General features: G+C 61.7%; 16 protein-coding genes. 8 read left to right on the top strand and 8 right to left on the bottom strand.

What is annotated here, in order from left to right; genetic code table 11:
- Nucleotides 1-17: 17 nt before the first annotated feature.
- Both SB772_RS17155 and SB772_RS17150 read right to left on the bottom strand, forming a co-directional pair.
- Nucleotides 18-491 carry a VOC family protein gene (locus SB772_RS17155; RefSeq protein ID WP_410834424.1) on the bottom strand — a complete coding sequence of 158 codons (474 nt, stop codon included), beginning with the start codon at nucleotides 489-491 and terminating at the stop codon, nucleotides 18-20.
- Nucleotides 492-671: 180 nt separating this feature from the next.
- On the bottom strand, nucleotides 672-2312 hold the full coding sequence (locus tag SB772_RS17150) for an SH3 domain-containing protein (protein ID WP_410834423.1): 1641 nt from the start codon (nucleotides 2310-2312) through the stop codon (nucleotides 672-674).
- A gap of 143 nt (nucleotides 2313-2455) precedes the next feature.
- On the opposite strand from SB772_RS17150, the gene SB772_RS17145 reads away from it, so the two are divergent.
- The 3 genes from SB772_RS17145 to SB772_RS17135 all read left to right on the top strand — a co-directional run bounded on the left by SB772_RS17145 (nucleotide 2456) and on the right by SB772_RS17135 (nucleotide 5334).
- The gene (locus tag SB772_RS17145) at nucleotides 2456-2881 is read left to right on the top strand and encodes a TOBE domain-containing protein (RefSeq protein ID WP_410834422.1); all 426 of its coding nucleotides are present in this window, start codon (nucleotides 2456-2458) and stop codon (nucleotides 2879-2881) included.
- 158 nt (nucleotides 2882-3039) lie between these two features.
- Nucleotides 3040-3549 carry a GAF domain-containing protein gene (locus SB772_RS17140; protein WP_410834421.1) on the top strand — a complete coding sequence of 170 codons (510 nt, stop codon included), beginning with the start codon at nucleotides 3040-3042 and terminating at the stop codon, nucleotides 3547-3549.
- Nucleotides 3550-3633: 84 nt separating this feature from the next.
- Nucleotides 3634-5334, top strand: a complete 1701-nt coding sequence (locus tag SB772_RS17135) for a putative bifunctional diguanylate cyclase/phosphodiesterase (protein ID WP_410834420.1) — start codon at nucleotides 3634-3636, stop codon at nucleotides 5332-5334.
- Nucleotides 5335-5350: 16 nt separating this feature from the next.
- Here SB772_RS17135 and SB772_RS17130 read toward each other — a convergent pair whose 3' ends face one another.
- From SB772_RS17130 to SB772_RS17120, 3 genes are all read right to left on the bottom strand, one after another.
- The gene (locus SB772_RS17130) at nucleotides 5351-6442 is read right to left on the bottom strand and encodes an alpha/beta hydrolase family esterase (RefSeq protein ID WP_410834419.1); all 1092 of its coding nucleotides are present in this window, start codon (nucleotides 6440-6442) and stop codon (nucleotides 5351-5353) included.
- A gap of 105 nt (nucleotides 6443-6547) precedes the next feature.
- Nucleotides 6548-6973 carry a CopG family transcriptional regulator gene (locus tag SB772_RS17125; RefSeq protein ID WP_410834418.1) on the bottom strand — a complete coding sequence of 142 codons (426 nt, stop codon included), beginning with the start codon at nucleotides 6971-6973 and terminating at the stop codon, nucleotides 6548-6550.
- Between the two features lie 247 nt (nucleotides 6974-7220).
- A complete protein-coding gene (locus tag SB772_RS17120; RefSeq protein ID WP_410834417.1) occupies nucleotides 7221-7445 on the bottom strand; it encodes a hypothetical protein in 225 nt (74 codons plus the stop codon).
- 291 nt (nucleotides 7446-7736) lie between these two features.
- On the opposite strand from SB772_RS17120, the gene SB772_RS17115 reads away from it, so the two are divergent.
- Together SB772_RS17115 and SB772_RS17110 are read left to right on the top strand one after the other, a co-directional pair.
- Nucleotides 7737-7883, top strand: a complete 147-nt coding sequence (locus SB772_RS17115) for a hypothetical protein (RefSeq protein ID WP_154562223.1) — start codon at nucleotides 7737-7739, stop codon at nucleotides 7881-7883.
- Nucleotides 7884-8194: 311 nt separating this feature from the next.
- Nucleotides 8195-9073: a Bug family tripartite tricarboxylate transporter substrate binding protein gene (locus SB772_RS17110; protein WP_410834416.1), complete on the top strand. Its 879-nt coding sequence runs from the start codon at nucleotides 8195-8197 to the stop codon at nucleotides 9071-9073.
- Nucleotides 9074-9280: 207 nt separating this feature from the next.
- Here the strand turns inward: SB772_RS17110 and SB772_RS17105 are convergent, their stop codons facing one another.
- The 3 genes from SB772_RS17105 to SB772_RS17095 form a co-directional block, all read right to left on the bottom strand.
- Nucleotides 9281-10585 carry an MFS transporter gene (locus SB772_RS17105; protein WP_410834415.1) on the bottom strand — a complete coding sequence of 435 codons (1305 nt, stop codon included), beginning with the start codon at nucleotides 10583-10585 and terminating at the stop codon, nucleotides 9281-9283.
- Between the two features lie 265 nt (nucleotides 10586-10850).
- Entirely contained in the window at nucleotides 10851-11624 is a 774-nt protein-coding gene (locus SB772_RS17100; RefSeq protein ID WP_410834414.1) for an enoyl-CoA hydratase/isomerase family protein, read from the bottom strand.
- Between the two features lie 45 nt (nucleotides 11625-11669).
- Nucleotides 11670-13181: an acyl CoA:acetate/3-ketoacid CoA transferase gene (locus SB772_RS17095; RefSeq protein ID WP_410834413.1), complete on the bottom strand. Its 1512-nt coding sequence runs from the start codon at nucleotides 13179-13181 to the stop codon at nucleotides 11670-11672.
- A 233-nt stretch (nucleotides 13182-13414) separates the two neighbouring features.
- Here SB772_RS17095 and SB772_RS17090 point away from each other — a divergent pair, with 233 nt between their 5' ends.
- The 3 genes from SB772_RS17090 to SB772_RS17080 all read left to right on the top strand — a co-directional run bounded on the left by SB772_RS17090 (nucleotide 13415) and on the right by SB772_RS17080 (nucleotide 16252).
- A complete protein-coding gene (locus SB772_RS17090; protein WP_410834412.1) occupies nucleotides 13415-14101 on the top strand; it encodes a TetR/AcrR family transcriptional regulator in 687 nt (228 codons plus the stop codon).
- Nucleotides 14102-14303: 202 nt separating this feature from the next.
- A complete protein-coding gene (locus SB772_RS17085) occupies nucleotides 14304-15074 on the top strand; it encodes a 3-ketoacyl-ACP reductase (protein ID WP_410834411.1) in 771 nt (256 codons plus the stop codon).
- A gap of 14 nt (nucleotides 15075-15088) precedes the next feature.
- The gene (locus SB772_RS17080; RefSeq protein WP_410834410.1) at nucleotides 15089-16252 is read left to right on the top strand and encodes a dihydrodipicolinate synthase family protein; all 1164 of its coding nucleotides are present in this window, start codon (nucleotides 15089-15091) and stop codon (nucleotides 16250-16252) included.
- The last annotated feature ends 2 nt before the right edge of the window (nucleotides 16253-16254 follow it).

Raw genomic sequence — 16254 nt, 5'->3', positions numbered from 1 at the left:
CGCCGCTCACTTCATGGCTAGGATGCCTTGTTCATGTCGAGCATGCCTTGCTGAATCTGTTCCGGCGTCAGATCGCGTGTATGTGTCGCGAGCGACCAGTTGTGGCCGAACGGATCCTGGATCTGGCCGTAGCGGTCGCCCCAGAACATGTCGCTGACGGGCATCGTCACGGTCGCGCCGGCTTCGACGGCCTGCTTGAAACTCGCATCGACATCTTCGACGTAAAGATGAATCGTCACCGGCGAGCCTTTCAGCGTTTTCGGACCGAAGCTGCGATGCTCGGGCCATTCGTCGGTCAGCATCAGCACGGAGTCGCCGATCTTCAGCGAGGCGTGCATGACCTTGCCGCCCGGGCCGGGCAGGCGGACCTGTTCGACAGCGTTGAAAGCCTTGGTGTAGAACGCGATGGCGTCCGCGGCGTTGGCGCAAATCAGATACGGCGTAAGCGAGTGCATCCCCTCAGGGATCGGTTTGACAGTGGGGCTGGACATGACGGCGACTCCTTGAAGTAACAGGTTCGTGAGTTGAAAGCCCCGCTGCGCGAGCCGGGTCTTCAACGTTACGACGGTTGGTACGCGATTGAATCGACACTCCGGAAAAAATATTTTTGAGCGCGGGCGTAAGCGTTCGCTTCAATGCGTCGATCCGCGCCCGACCCGCGCTCGACGCGATTAGCCGGCCGGGTTGTCGTCGTCCGGCGGAGGCGTCGCTGTGCCACTGCCGGGCGCGCCGAGGATGCTGATCTGGAACGTCGGGGTCGCCGCCAGCGATTGCAGCGCGGCGTCTTCCGGGATGTGTTCGAACAGCGGCAGAATCACCGAGCCGCCGATCACCGCGCGCCGGCTATTGTCGGCTGGGCGTAAGCCCCACACGTCCTGATAGACGACCGGAACCGCGACGCCGTTGCGGGTGGTGTTGCCGATGTACAGCATCACATGGCCGCCGATGTAGATCAGCGTGCGCAACGGTTCGCCATGCTGTACGAGATAGTCGAGCCGTTGCGCCGGCGTCGACGCGGACAGATCGATCATGCGCCCGGCGCTCATCTGCGTGGACGAATGGCGCGGCAGCCACACGCCGAACGTCGCGAAGATGGCTTGGAGTTCCGACGAACAGTCGTTGTAGAGCCCGCTATTGCCCCAGCCGTACGGCCGCCCGATCAGCGTTTTCATCAGCATCGCCAGATGACGCGGCGTGGCGGCGAGCGGCATCGGGGCGATCTGCGCTTCGCTCAACTGGGCGGTGCGGATAATCGCGTGGCCTTCCACGTCGCGAGCAGGGACGAAGAGCTTGCGGGCGGCGGGCTGGCTGGCACTTTCCGTGGCGGTTGAGTTCGCGTTTGCGTTTTTACCGGCGGGCTGCGTCGCGTTTTCACGCGCGAGCGGCAGCAGCGTGCCGGCCGGCGCGTCGAAGCGGAATACGCCGTGGCTGTCGCGCACCGGCGCCGAGGCGACCGTTACCGCGCCCAGCGATTTGCGGGTGGCTGCGCGCCACGTGTCGACAAAGGTGTCGTCGGTCATGCCGACGTCGTCGCTGCGCACCCAACCCTGTACATCGGGCGTCTGCACATATGCCCATGCGCCATCGACGCTGCTGCCCAGCACATACAGCGGCGTGCCCGGGCGCGCCGCCGAGATTTGCAGGTTGTCGAACGGATAGCCTTCGCCGGCCAGACGGTGGTCGTAGAACGACGGGTCCATGGTCGGCAGTTCGCGCACCATCAGATTGCCGGTGGCGATCGCGCGGCGCTCAGGCTGATAGACGGGCGCCTGCTCGAACTGGCCGACGTCCATGTTGTACGCAATCGCGTCGATCCACGCCTTGTCGTGAGGACGGAAATTCTCGCCGTAGCCGATGTCCGTGCCGGTCTTGCCTGTGTTATCGAATCTGACGATCCGGCGCTGCTGCAACGCGGCAATGTCGGCGCCTTGCTGGCGATAGACACGCATGCTCACGTAAGCGGAGTTCCATGGCGACGGCGCAGTCGTGCCGGTGCCGAAGTAGCGTGCGTAAAGCGCCTTGAAATGCGCCTGCTGATCCGAGGGACTCAGGAACGGCTGGTCGTAACCGGGACTGTCCGGTTCGAGCCAGTGATCGACGTTCTGGTCGTAATTGGCGATCGGGAACAGCGCGATGGGGGCGGCTGGCGCGTGCGCGTCGTGGGTCGGCGCGGGATTGCTGCAGGCCGCGAGGGCTGTGCACAGCGCGGCGGCGTAGAGGGCGCGCCGCAGGTTGGCATGGGCGGTACGCCGTGCGGCGCGGCAGGCGGCCGGCAACACGGTGGCGAAACGGGACAGGACGACGGCAGGCATGGGTTCGACGGGCATGGTCAAATAAGGGGCCAAGGGCTCGATGATACGGTGTCGTGCGCGGCGTGCGTTCCGATACACTTGCTTTCACATTCAACCGCTGGCCTTGAACCGCTTTTCAGGGCCGCACAATCAGGAGATCACTCATGCGAGCCAGCGCGCGCAATCATTTCGCCGGCGAAGTGGCCGAAGTCAAACACGGTGCGGTGAACGACGAAGTCACGCTGCGCACCCAGGATGGTCTCGAGATCGTCGCGATCATCACGCACGGCAGCGCGACTTCGCTCGGGCTCGCGGCGGGCAAGCCGGCGTTCGCGCTGGTGAAGGCATCGTCGGTGATCGTGATGGTCGACGTGACGAAGAGCCAGGTGTCGGCACGCAATTGCATCGCCGGGACGGTGTCGGCGGTGACGAAGGGCGCGGTGAATTCGGATGTGACCATTGTGGCGGGCGGCGCACAGATTACCGCGATCATCACCAACGAAAGCGTCGACCGCCTCGGTCTCGCGAGCGGCAAGCCCGCGACGGCGATCTTCAAGGCATCGAGCGTGATCGTCGGCGTCGATCAGTGATTGCCGTATCGTGCGTGGTTCGTCCGCGTAACGCCCGAAGCAGATAGCGCGGAAAGAGGGCGGCTTGCGCAGCCGCGCTCGCCGTGAACGAAATAGCGGCTTGCTTTACACTGCATGCCTTGCTTGTTCCTCTTTCCGCTTTCACCACGGACACCGTCATGTTCGAAGTCTCCTCCGCTTCGCATCTTCCCAAAGCCGCGCAATACGAAGAACTGGTCGCCCAGGCACGCGCGCTTCTCGCCGACGAAACCGACTGGATCGCCAATGCAGCGAATTTTTCGGCGCTCGTGTTTCATTCGTTGAGCGATCTGAACTGGGCCGGCTTTTACTTTCACGACGGTCGCGAACTCGTGGTCGGGCCGTTTCAGGGCAAGCCCGCATGCGTGCGCATCGCGCTCGGCAAGGGCGTGTGCGGTACGGCCGCGCAGACTCGCCGAACGCAAGTTGTGCGCGACGTGCATGAGTTTCCCGGCCATATCGCCTGCGATTCCGCTTCGCAATCGGAAATCGTCGTGCCGCTCGTCGCCCCGGACGGCACGCTGATCGGCGTGTGGGATGTCGATAGTCCGATCGTTGCACGCTTCGACGAAGAGGATGCGAACGGAATGGAAGCGCTGTGCGCGGTGTTTGTCGAAGCCGCGTTGCCGCGTGCACCGTCGGCGTCTTAAGAAGGACTGACGATCCAACGGCGCGTCCGCGCCCAGAACGCTTCAATTCGCTTCCAATACTCAGAAAAACCAAAGGCCGGCGCGATGCAAGATTCCACCTATGCCGAAGCGCGCACGCCCGATGCCGCGCTCGCGGCGGCGCCATACGGCATGTTCATCTGCACCGCGGACGGCACGTTCGACTGCGTCAACGCTGCTTTCGAAAGGCTGACCGGTTTTGCCGCCGAAGAACTGGTTGGCCGGCGCAGCTTCGAGTCGCTGCACGATCCGGCCGAACTCGCCAGACGCCGCGCCGAATGGCCGGCGCTATCCGCCGTGACCTCCCGCTACGAAGGCGAATGGACCTACATTCGGCGCAATAACACGCCCGTCCGCGTGGTTCTTGCGCTGGCTCCACTCGTTGCCGAATCGAGGCTTTCCGGTGACGTGGCGCCGCGCTATGTCGGCATCGTCGTCGACATGACACGTTACGCACAGTCCGAAGCGCGGCTGTGGTATGTCGCGCATCACGATGGCGTGACACGCCTGCCCAATCAGACGCTATTCATCGAACGCCTCGATCTGACGATCGCGCGCTGCCAGCGTACCGGCAGCGGTTTTACCTTGCTGATCGCCGAACTCGATCACCTGCGCAAACTGCGCGACGCGCTCGGTTTGCATGCGGCTGAACTGGTGCTGCAGATCGTGGGCGAACGCTTGCGCGGTCTGTTTCCAAACGACGGTACGATCGCCTCGATCGGCGGTACGCAATTCGCGCTGCTGATCACCGAAAGCGGCGCGGCAGCCGATGCGTTCGCCGCTGAAGCACTGGAGCGCATCGCCGAATCGATCGACTATGCGGGCACCACGTTGAACATCACCGCCAGCATCGGCGTCGTTGCTTATCCGGCCGATGGCAGCGATGCGCCGACGCTGATGCGTCGCGCGGGTGTGGCGTTGTCGGCGGCTTCGGCGGTGAGCGGCAATGCGGTGCGGCGCTTTTCCGCCGCGCTCGAAGGCCAGGCCGCGCGCCGCTTCGAACTCGAGACGATGCTGCGCGAAGCGCTCGAGCGTCAGCAGCTGCATCTCGTGTATCAACCGCAGGTGATGCTCGCAACCGGCCGCATCGTGCAAGTGGAGGCCTTGCTGCGCTGGAATCATCCGCGGCGTGGTTTGATCAGTCCGGTCGAATTCGTGCCGGTCGCGGAAGAGGCGGGACTGATCGAGCGAATCGGCGAATGGGTGATCCGCACCGCATGCCGGGATGCGGGCAAATTGCTCCGGCTGACCGGCAGTTTGCCGCGGGTGGCGGTGAACGTGTCGCCGCAGCAGTTCCAGCGACACGACCTGTTCTCGACGATCCGCGAGGCGCTCGAAGAAGCCGCGCTCGACCCTTCGTACCTCGAAGTGGAAATCACCGAAGGCGTGTTGCTTGGCGACACCGACCAGGCATTGCAGACGTTGCATGCGTTGCGCGAATTGGGCGTTGAAGTCGCGGTGGACGACTTCGGCACCGGTTATTCGAGCCTCGCGTACCTGACGCGTTTTCCGCTGAATCGCCTGAAAATCGATCGCTCTTTTGTGATGCGCATGACCACCGATCCGCAATGTGCGGCGCTGGTCGGCGCGATCATCGCGATGGCGCATGCGTTGAAACTGCGCGTGACCGCTGAAGGCGTCGAGACTGCCGAGCAGGCCGCGCAGCTGGAAGCGCTCGGCTGCGACGAAGCACAAGGATTCTGGTTCTCGCGCCCGGTTACAGCTGCGGCGCTGCGTAATCTGCTGAAGCCGTTAGGCGCGGGTTGACGCCGGCACGCGTCGCTCAGTGTTTGCGCGGATGAGCGAGGAAGAAACGCAGCATTTCGGCCGCCGCATCAGGGCCGGTTGGGTCCGTGTATGAACCGCGCTGACTGCCGCCCGCCCATGCATGGCCGGCGCCGTGAATCGACCAGTACTCCGCTTCGACGCCGTTCGCCGCGCTGAGCCGTTGCACCGTGCAGCCGCGCTGGCCGTTTGCCGCGCGCGCAGGCACGCTGACGGTCGTGGTGCCGGCGTCGAAGCCTGCTATGAGCTCGGTGGCATTCGAAGGATGCACGGTCGAGTCCGCATCACCATGGAACACGATGAGCGGGCGCTGCGGCTCGCTGCGCGCGCGGCTGCGACGTGCCTTGCCGCTCTTCATGGCGGCGAGCGCCGAAGGCAGGCCCTTGGCGCTTCCGTATGCGAGGCCCGAATGCACGCAGGCTGCCGCGTACAGGTCGGGCGACGTCGTCAGCATGATGTCCGCCATCGCGCCGCCCGCCGATAAACCCGCCACGTACACCCGCGCAGGATCGACGCGATAGCGCGCCATCACTTCACGCGTGATGCCGGCGATCAACGAAGGCTCGCCCTGATCGCGCTGCTGGTCGACGGGTTTGAACCAGTTCCAGCATTTCGAATGATTGGCAGCCTGCGATTGATTCGGATAAACGACGATGAAGCCATGACGCTCGGCCATTTCGTTCATGCGCGTGCCGGCCGCGAAATCGTCGGCGTTTTGCGTGCAGCCGTGTAGCATCACGATCAGCGGCAACTGTTCGCTTTTGTAGACGGCCGGCACGTAGAGCTTGTATTGGCGCTGGCCTGCGCCGTTGCTGAAGTTGTGCGTGCTGAAGATGCCGGGTGTGTCTGCGTCGACCGTGTGCCCGGCTGGAGGGTGAGGCGCGGGTTCGGCTTGCGTTTGAGCTCGCGCCCAGGCTTGTGCTCGATCCTTCGCACTTTGGGGTGCGTGCGGCGTCAGCGTTTCAGCAGCTCTGGCCGCGCCGCCGGCGAGCGCGCGCTGAACCGCGGCGGCCGCTTCCTTCGGGCCCGCCGTACGCAACAGTTCGAAGGCTTCTTTCATCGAGTTCAGAAAATCTTCGTTCAGCTTCATGCTCGTAGTCCGTTGCGTTGTCTTGCGTTGTGCGCGGTTGATCCTGGCAATGAGGCTGACAATGAATCAGGCGATGAGTCGGACGATCAGCCACATCAGACGCGTCTAGCTGATGCGGCCGGAGAGTGCAGCCTTGACTGCGGGCGACGCGTGAAAAGCGCCGAGCACCACCACCGATGCAATCGTGGCCGCCGCGAGTTCCGCCGGCACGTCGGCTGCGATGCTGGCGAGGCCGAGCACATGAATGTCCAGCCGTTCGTTAGCGGCCTGTGCCGCTTCGAGGTCCTGCCGCGAGAAGTGCTGCAAGCCGAGCACCATCGCGCGCCGGGTCACCGTTTCCGTGACGACCTGCGCGTGCGCGGCGAGCTGGTTGCGGATCGCCGTACGAATCAGGTCGGTGCGGTTCGAGTAAAAACCTTCTTCGACCAGTAAATCGATCTGGCCCAAGTCGACCGGGCCGAGGTTGATGGTGATTTTTTCGGTCTCGCCGCCTTTCGGACGCGAGGTGTCGATCAGTTTGAGTTTGGTCATTTATACTCCGCACAACATCCTAGTACCATCTATTGGGATGGTTATAGGCGCGCCTTGCTGCTACGTCAACGAAGAAATTAGGGGGCGGAGCGGCGTGTCTTCGCGTGGAGATGCGGGTGAACCGGTATGGCGGCGAGGGAGGGGGGTGAGCAGTTATGAACATGGCGATTGCCAGATCAACGCGCTGCCGACGCGACATGGGAAGGCGGGTCAGCCTCGTCTGGGACCGACCCGTTGCAGCGGGAAATTACGCCTGAGGATCAGTGCTGTCTGCTGCCGGAGTATTGTCGGCGTTGTTTTCCTTCTCGCCTTCCTTCTTTTCGACCAACGATTCCAGTGCACCGGCACCTTCAAAGCCGGCAACAGCTGCGATGCCTTTCGTCAGCAGACCCGCTTCCGGATCGACTTTTTCCGCTGCTTCAACGGCTGCTATCGCGCCCACGATCTTACCTACTTCCTCCAGGATTCCCATGCCGCCCTCCGTTGAGTTCAAAGTGAGGCTTCATCTTCGCACGAACTTCTACGACCTTGTCGCGATTTGCGAACCGTTGCCAACGCGTCGGTCACCACCTCGCCCGCGTCGGCCTAAGAAAACTGCGCCTTGAGCCGGCGACGTTGAGGCGCGAGGCCGGTCATGGACGCCCTTGATGGGCTATACGACGACGAGTCTAGAGCCTGGAGGCGAATTTTGCGCATTGATCTGGCCGCCGCGCGGTATAGTGAGTGAAAAGAATCGTGTCGGGGGTTCCCCTAGGGAATCGAGATGAGCACGCTCTTTTACTACGTGAGCGCCGCGATGGTCGGCGGCGGTTTTGGAACAAGCGGAATATTCGGGCAAGTGTTTCTTTGGAGCGGGCTCATTCTGATTGCTGCGTCATTCGCGTTCAAGGACGGTGACGGACAGGGGTGAACCGGATTCGTCAAATGGCTCGACTCCGACATTGCAGCAACGTTTGCCTTAACGTTGCACTCGCCGTTTATGCGAGTGACCGGCATTGATCTCCAGTCTCGACGCGGCTATGCCAGGTCAATCGTGCGGTGGATTGATGTCGAGCAGCGGGGCGAGAGCACTCACACCGAGCACATGCATCTGATTGATCTGCTGGAAGCGTTACGCAGGCGCTTCCTGCAATTGCAATCGCAGCATGCGTCCCAAGCTACGCACAGTCAACGACTCTTTCCACACGAATGTCAGCGAACTCTTCCGATTCTGGACCGTCCTTGCCGAACCCGCTTCACGTGCTTATCGGGTTTTCGCAGCACAGCGCATCGGACGACCTCCTTCGCTGCATCGAACCGGACCTGGGCGCAATGCTCGGTCGGCCTGTGAAGATCGACCTGATGCCCGGCGAACTCGGCGTCAAGGCCGCGAAAGCGGTGATCTCGAGTCCGCCGGACGGCAGCACGATCCTGGTCGCGACGTTCGGAACGCACGCAATCAATCCGAACATCAGGGCAGACCTTGGATATGACCCACTGAACGACTTCTCGCCGATCTGCCTCGCGACCCGGTCGCCGCTAGTGTTGGGGACGAGGTTGTCGTTGCAGGCGGAAGACGTCAAGGGGCTCGTTTACTTGGCGTCGAAACAGGAGCTGACTTTCGGTAGCTCCGGGATAGGCAGTGCGCCGTACCTGGCCGGGCTGCTCTTCCAAAGAATGACGGGAGCGAAACTGACGCACCGGCCGTACGCCGACACCGGCAAGCTCTATGACGATTTGCTGACCGAGCGACTCGATCTCAGTTTTAACAACGCTTCAAGCATGCTGCCTTTGGTTCGAGACAAGCGCCTGCGTGCACTAGCTGTCACGACATCAGCAAGATGCGCCGCCGCGCCCTATCTGCCGACGATGATCGAAGCTGGGCTGGACGGTTACTCGCTGAGCAACTGGCTGGGATTCGTCGCCCCTCCAAATGCTCCGGCATCTGTGATCACGGAACTGAACCGTGCCCTTGTCGTGGCCCTGCGCAGTCCCAACAATCGGTCCTTCTTCACGAGCAACGGAATAGACATAGTCGGGAGCACCCCTGAGGCGTTCCGTGCTTATATTGCGGGAGAACTGAAGCGCTGGGCGTGGTTACGCGATTCCGTCAAAATGTAGGCCCGGCACGACGATGGCAAACGTGCAGAGATCCCGTGAAAGCGCTGGGGCTCCGTCAAGTTGACAGATGTAGACCTCCCGACGTCTATTCGCTGGCGGCGTGTGGGCGCAGTGCTGCTTGGCGGCTCCGTGTTTGGCCTTGCACTATTCTCTGTGGTACCTGCGCCGTAGTCGTTCCCTGATTTCGCCGAACGTCGCTGAGCTCCGTTATATGCTGGCTTTCGGTGACAGTTCGTCGACATCCACGGTCCGGTTGGACGACCGGATCACCCGCATGGCTACCCACGCGATCAGGTACGCCGACCCACAGATCACGAAGATAAGGTTATAGCCCGCGTCGATGTGGCCGAGCGCCTTGAAATGATCGAGCACGGTTCCTACCAGCAGCGGGAAGAGCGTTGCGCCGAGCGCGCCCGCCAGTCCACCGATACCCACCACCGAACCAACAGCCGCCTTGGGGAACATATCCGATGCCGTCGTGAACAGGTTGGCTGACCATCCCTGGTGCGCGGCCGCGGCGAGGCTAAGAAGCGCAACCATCGCCCACATGTCGTTGATCCACGGAGAGAACGCAATCGGCGTGACGAGGAACGCAAGTGCCAGCATCGTCGTCTGCCGTGCCTTGTTGACCGACCAGCCGCGACGGATGAGCGACGACGAAACCCAGCCACCGCCGATGCTACCAATCGACGTGGCGATGTAGACGATAACCAGCGGAAGGCCAAGATTCTTGAGATCGAGGTGGAAGCGGGAATTGAAGTACGACGGCAACCAGAACAGCATGAACCACCAGATCGGATCAGTCAGCAGCTTGCCCACAAAAAAGGCCCATGTCGGACGGAGCTTGAGCAACGAGACCCAACGTACTTTCGCCGGTGAGGCAGCGCAAGCCGAAGCGGCGTCTTCGCTGATATATTCCAGCTCCGCTTTCGTGACCTTCCTGTGCTTCAGAGGGGCCTGATACATGACGTACCAGAAGCCGAGCCACACGAAACCCGTAAGACCCGTGACGAAAAAAGCTGCCTCCCATCCGTACGTTGCGGCCAGCCACGGGACGACTGCGGGCGCCGCAACGGCGCCGATGCTGGTCCCCGATGTCAGGATGCCCACGGCCAGCGCCTGCTCCTTGCGGGGGAACCATTCGGAGACGCTTTTGACGGCGCACGGGAAGCTTCCCGATTCCGAAATGCCGAGGAGTGCGCGCATGACACCAAAGCCGAGCGTGCTACGCACGAGGGCATGGCCGCAAGCCGCAATGCTCCACAGCAGGACACATACGCCATATCCGATCTTCACGCCAACTTTGTCGACGAGCTTGCCGGAGAGCAGCATGCCGATCGCATAGCAGGCCGTGAACACCACGACGATGTAGCTGTATTGCGTTTCGGTCCAGTTGAACTGCACCGCAAGCGCGGGCTTCAACAACCCGAGTACCTGACGGTCCAGATAGTTGATCGTCGTTGCGAAAAATAGCAGGGCGCAGATGCGCCAACGATATTTCGAAAGTTCCATGTTTTACTCCTGTCTCCTGATATGCGAATGCGCCTGATTGCGCATGCAACGAGCCGCTGTGCACGTTCTCTAACGCCCTGCGCCGACAGCTACCGGCCTTAACCCACTACACCCATAAACTTCGCTATCTGTTCGACGGAACTGAGAAGAAGATGCCGTCCAGGATGTGTCCTTAAACCCAGCGCGCAAGCCTTCTGAAGGAGGAGAGTTTTCTCCGGCTTCATCGACCCATTCAGGCAACGTGGCAAGCTTGGAAGACTCGCAATCAGCCGAAATTTGCATGACGCTTCTCGCGGAATGCAGCTACACCTTCCGCGGCGTCCGGTGACGCCTTGCACACCGACGCCGCGAGTTCGTGCGCGTATTCGTGTTGACCCGACTCCATCATCCGGACGAGTCGCTTGCCGACGGACAGGGACGTCCTCGACCGCTTCTGAAGCGTGGCGCAGACAGCGTCTACCCGTGCCGCGAGTTCGTCGGCCGCAAGCGCTTCGTTGACGATGCCCCACTGTGCTGCTGTGGTCGCTGCGACTGGCTCACCCAAAAGAATCAGTTCACGGGTGCGCGTGGCCCCTACGAGTTCCGAGAGGCGGGCACAGCCCATCCAGCCCGGAATCGCACCGACCGCCGCTTCCGGGAACCCGATTCGCGCGTCGACGCTTGCGTAGCGGAAATCGCAGGCCAGCGCGAGTTCGAATCCGCCACCGAGCGCGCTGCCGGAAAGCACGGCGATCGTGGGTTTGTCGAGTTCAGCGATTCTGCGAAACACGCGATTTCCATCCCGAATGAATCGGGTGCCCATTTTTTGCGGGTCGACATCGCCCCATTCGTTGATGTCGGCACCACTGCAGAAAAAACGCTGGCTCGTCGAAGTGAACTTCAGCACGCGCACTTCGTCATCGCGTTCGACACTCGTGACGGATCGCTCGATGTCGTCGAGCATGCCGGTCGTCAGCGCGTTGTGCCGGGCCGTACGATTGAGCGTGATCGTCGCAACAGCGCCTTCGATGATGAAAAGGACGTCGGAATTTTGCTGCATGAGAAACACCTCACGATTCAGATAAGCGCGTGTATCGTTCGAAGATCAGTGGACGGCCGAAGCTTCAAGAAGGTGCTCATCGACCAACGGGGCAAACTCCATCCGCGCCAGCACGTCCTTTTGTACGTCGATGCCTTTCGCAACTTCGATCAGGCGAACGCCAAGCGGGTCGAGCCTGAACACAGCCCGCTCAGTCACATAGAAAACCTCTTTGCCGTCGAGGCGAGCCTGAAGACCGCTGAACGTCACATGACGAACGTTCTTCACCGCCTTGGGAACCGAGCCGGGCGAGACGATCTCGAGCGAGTCGTCGCCCGATCTCTCGACGCGAAGGCCTTTTGCTTCGAAAGCGCCGCAGAAGACGACCTTTTTGGCGCCCTGGGCAATGTCCATGAACCCGCCCGGGCCAACCACGGTGCTGCCCAGTTTCGAAACGTTCACATTTCCTTGTTCATCGAACTCGCCCATGCCGAGGAACGTGATATCGATACCGCCGCCGCTGTAGAAGTCGAACTGATCGACGCTGGGCACGATGGCATCTGCGTTGCGCGCAGTGCCGAACATCGCGCCGTCGAGCATGGACCCGCGGTGGATGCCCTGTTCGACCGAACCCCAGTATTCCGAAGCGCGGCCTTGTGCAGCCAGGACCGCGGGAATGGCTCCCGGAAATCCGAATCCGAAATTCACCGACTGATTCGTGCCGAGTTCCTGTGCTGCGCGCTCGGCGACGATCAGGCGCATGCCTTCGGGCATTTCGGCGTCGGTTGTGTCGCCAAATGATTCACCGCTGAGCGAGGCGTCGTAGTCGCTGATCGCGCACTGTCGTTGGGCCGGCGTCTCAACCGTGATATCCACCATGACACCCGGCACCCGGACAAGGCGTGCCGGCACGTGGCCTTTGGACTTGTCCTTCACCTGCGCAATAACTTTGCCGCCGCTGTTGTGCGCTGCAAGCGCAACGGCGTAGATGTCGAGGTCGGCCGGTTCGCGGCGCGTGGACAGATTGCCGCGATCGTCCGCGGACGATGCCATGACGATGGAGAAGTCGATTTTGATGGGCTTGAAGCGCAGATACTCGTCGCCGCCGATCTCGATCAATTCGACGAGATCTTCCGTGGTGGCCGCATTGAGCTTGCCGCCGCCAAGCCGGGGATCGACAAAGGTCCGGAGCCCGACGCGCGTGATGACGCCTGGGCGGCCCGCGCCGATCTCGCGGAACAGGGTAGCGATCACGCCTCCCGGGAAGCTGTACCCCTCGATCTGGCCTGACTCCGCCAGCGCCTGCATGGCGGACGACCACACCCAGTGGCCGCCGATGACGCGCTTGACCATGCCCACGTGCGCAAATCGGCCGAGGCCGCTCCCCTGGCCGTCGCCGACACCTAATGCATGGACAACCGTGAGATTGCAGGGATGGCCCGTCTGCAGAAACCGCGCTTCGACGGCGGCCAGCACTGCATCCGGTTCAAGCAGTCCACCGCCCGAGCCGGTAATCGCGATCGTCGCGCCATCAGGAATCGAAGCCGCCACCGCTTCTGCGTTCATCCACTTGTTCACATCGCCTCCTTATTCTCGACACTCCGGTTCGTTGTGGTATTTTAAGAAACGAACTGGTTCGTTACTTATGGTAGATGATGTCATAGGGATTCGGCGTCTTCAAGACCCTGCGGCGATAATCGGGTTTACGATAGTGGGCCCACTGTCTCGATAGGGACATAAGAGGCGAGCCGCGAATGCCGTCGCAGGCGGTTTGCCGTTACCGTTTAATTTTTTGAGTTTGAAGGGGCAAGATGCCAACGACGACAGTCGAAGGAGACAGCGATACACAGGCTGTCACGAAGCAGCCGCAGCGCGCGAAGCGGCTGCGCGACCCGATCCAGACGCAGGCGAAAATCATTGCGGCAGCGAAAGCGGAGTTCGCGAAGGTCGGGCTTGGCGGTGCTCGCATCGAGTCGATCGCGGAGAAGGCCGGCGTGAACAAGCGGATGATCTACGAGTACTTCAAGGGGAAGGAGGAGCTATTTCAGACCGTCCTTGAAGAAATGTGGACGGACATCCGGACCGAGGAGCAAAAGCTGGCGCTCGACCATCTGCCGCCAGTAGAGGCGATCCGCACGCTGATGACGTTCACGTGGGAGTATTACCTGAAGAATCCGGAGTTCATGTCGCTGGTCAACAGCGAGAACCTGCATCGCGCGCGGCATGTCAAGAAATCGAGGCGGTTCAGCGAGTTGCACCGGGGATTCATCGACATGCTCCAGCGGATCCTGGACCGGGGCGTAGCGTCGGGCGACTTCCGTCCCGGCATCGACGCGAGCCAGCTGCATTTGACGCTGGCCGCGATCGGTTACTACTATCTGACGAATCGATTCACTGGCGAAGTCATCTTCGGGTTCGATTTCGTCTCGAAAGAGGCGCTTAAAAAACGCCTCGAATTCAACATGGACACGGTGTTCAGCCTGCTTCGCCCGCGCTAGGCGCGCCGACGCTTTTTTCCCTCTCCATTTCCAGTTTCGCCTCCGACATACAGGGTTTTCCGCCGCGCTAGGGAAAACCCTTTTTTGACAGCGCATCGCGTCGAGTGTTAAATAACGAACTGAATCGTTACTAAAGATTTCGCGCCGGATGGCAGGGGATCGGCAGGACGTCAGTCACGAAATGCGATGCAGGAGATGAAACATGGAGCAACGCCACGTCGCGCTGGTTACGGGAGCCCGTCGCGGAATCGGTCGGGCCATTGCGCTCGAGTTAGCGGATGCCGGGTTCGACGTCGCAATCACCGACGTCGAGCCATCCGACGAGCTGGAAGCCACGCGCGCCGAGATCGAGCGCACCGGCGTCAAATGCGTGGCACTGACGTCGAACCTCGCGGACATCGCGCAACACGACGCGCTGCTTCAGGCGGTCGAGGATTCGCTGGGCAGCGTGACCTGTCTGGTCAACAACGCGGGTGTCTCCGTCATGTCGCTCAGCGACCTTCTCGACGTCACGCCCGAGAGCTACGACCGGTGCCTCAACGTCAACACTCGCGGCACATTCTTTCTGATGCAGGCGTTCGGTCGTCGTGCTGTGAAGACGCCGCAGGCCAGCGTCAATCGCTCGATCATCACGATTACTTCTTCCAATGCCGTTGCAGCGTCGCCCCAACGCAGCGAGTATTGCGTTTCGAAGGCCGGCCTTTCGATGGCGACCACGCTGTTCTCCTTGCGACTCGCCGAGCTCGGTATCGGTGTGTTCGAAGTGCAGCCGGGCCTGATCGAAACGGAAATGACCGCGCCGTCAAAAGCTCGCTACGACGCGCTCGTGGAAAACGGTCTGACTGCCATCAAACGATGGGGAATGCCGGAAGAAGTCGCCGTTGCGGTGCGCACGCTCGCAACGGGCGGCCTGCCGTTCAGCGTCGGCCAGGCGATCCGCGTCGATGGCGGTCTCCTTGTTTCTAAATACTGACTTCGAGTCGAGTCATGCAAATCAAACTTCCTGCGCCGGACGGCTCACTGGCCGACTACCGTCTGACCGGCAGCCCGCTGCAAGTCGTGAAGCCGGTGGCGCCATTCAACCGCATCGCCTACTCGGCGGCTCACGTAGTTGCCGACCCGCTTCGCAGCGGCGAACCCGGACAGACGTGCGCGATCGACTGGGAGCGGACTATCGGATATCGCCGCTACCTTCTCGAGCAAGGTCTGGGTATCGCGGAGGCGATGGACACGGCGCAACGCGGCATGGGTCTGTCATGGGACTCGGCGAAAGAACTGATCGTCCGAACCCTGAACGAAACGCGCGACATTCCCGGGGCGCTGATCGCGTCCGGTTGCGGAACGGACCATCCGCCTGCCGACGATGCGCGTTCGTGCGACGACGTGATCAAGGCCTATCTGACGCAGATCGAAAGCGTCCAGCGCGCCGGAGGTCAGATCATTCTGATGGCGAGCCGTGCTCTCGCGCGCGTGGCGAAAGACGCGCGTGACTACCTCCGTGTGTATCGGGAAGTGCTGTCTGCTTGCGACAAGCCGGTCATCCTTCACTGGCTCGGCGAAGCGTTCGATCCGGAACTGGCGGGCTATTGGGGCCACGCCGACTTCGAAAACGCGGCGAAGGTGTGTCTCGAAGTCATCGCCGCGAACGAGGCCAACGTCGACGGCATCAAGATTTCGCTGCTGGACGACACCAAAGAGATCAACTTCCGCCGTCGCCTGCCGGCATCCGTAAAGATGTTTACCGGCGACGATTTCAACTATCCCGCGCTCATCGCCGGCGACGAGATCGGATATTCACACGCTCTGCTCGGTATTTTCGATGCGATCGCGCCTGCGGCATCGCAGGCGCTGAGCGCGCTGGCCTCGGGTGACGTGGCGCGCTACGAGCAGTTGCTTGCACCGACCGTCCCGCTGTCCCGGCACATCTTCCGGGCGCCCACCCAGTACTACAAGACCGGAGTGGTGCTGCTCGCCTATCTGAACGGATTCCAGTCTCACTTCTTCATGCTCGGCGGCCATCATGGCGCGCGACCGCCCATCTACCTGGCGGATGTCTTCCGTCTCGCCGACCAGGCCAATTTACTGCGCGACCCTGAACTGGCTGTCACCCGCATGCAAGGGCTGATGGCGACGCTTGGCTGCGCGGCATAGAG

This window comes from Paraburkholderia sp. SIMBA_030 (assembly GCF_046535245.1).
Taxonomy (GTDB): Bacteria; Pseudomonadota; Gammaproteobacteria; order Burkholderiales; family Burkholderiaceae; genus Paraburkholderia.
Note: the sequence above shows the minus strand (reverse complement) of the source record. Positions and strands in the feature narration are given on the sequence as shown.

Bases quoted from the DNA above. Each gene is read 5' to 3' on its own strand.
- SB772_RS17155 (WP_410834424.1), bottom strand. From the start codon at position 491: ATGTCCAGCCCCACTGTCAAACCGATCCCTGAGGGGATGCACTCGCTT.
- SB772_RS17135 (WP_410834420.1), top strand. From the start codon at position 3,634: ATGCAAGATTCCACCTATGCCGAAGCGCGCACGCCCGATGCCGCGCTC.
- SB772_RS17150 (WP_410834423.1), bottom strand. From the start codon at position 2,312: ATGCCTGCCGTCGTCCTGTCCCGTTTCGCCACCGTGTTGCCGGCCGCC.
- SB772_RS17100 (WP_410834414.1), bottom strand. From the start codon at position 11,624: ATGCAGCAAAATTCCGACGTCCTTTTCATCATCGAAGGCGCTGTTGCG.
- SB772_RS17085 (WP_410834411.1), top strand. From the start codon at position 14,304: ATGGAGCAACGCCACGTCGCGCTGGTTACGGGAGCCCGTCGCGGAATC.
- SB772_RS17145 (WP_410834422.1), top strand. From the start codon at position 2,456: ATGCGAGCCAGCGCGCGCAATCATTTCGCCGGCGAAGTGGCCGAAGTC.
- SB772_RS17080 (WP_410834410.1), top strand. From the start codon at position 15,089: ATGCAAATCAAACTTCCTGCGCCGGACGGCTCACTGGCCGACTACCGT.
- SB772_RS17125 (WP_410834418.1), bottom strand. From the start codon at position 6,973: ATGACCAAACTCAAACTGATCGACACCTCGCGTCCGAAAGGCGGCGAG.
- SB772_RS17105 (WP_410834415.1), bottom strand. From the start codon at position 10,585: ATGGAACTTTCGAAATATCGTTGGCGCATCTGCGCCCTGCTATTTTTC.
- SB772_RS17130 (WP_410834419.1), bottom strand. From the start codon at position 6,442: ATGAAGCTGAACGAAGATTTTCTGAACTCGATGAAAGAAGCCTTCGAA.
- SB772_RS17090 (WP_410834412.1), top strand. From the start codon at position 13,415: ATGCCAACGACGACAGTCGAAGGAGACAGCGATACACAGGCTGTCACG.
- SB772_RS17140 (WP_410834421.1), top strand. From the start codon at position 3,040: ATGTTCGAAGTCTCCTCCGCTTCGCATCTTCCCAAAGCCGCGCAATAC.
- SB772_RS17115 (WP_154562223.1), top strand. From the start codon at position 7,737: ATGAGCACGCTCTTTTACTACGTGAGCGCCGCGATGGTCGGCGGCGGT.
- SB772_RS17120 (WP_410834417.1), bottom strand. From the start codon at position 7,445: ATGGGAATCCTGGAGGAAGTAGGTAAGATCGTGGGCGCGATAGCAGCC.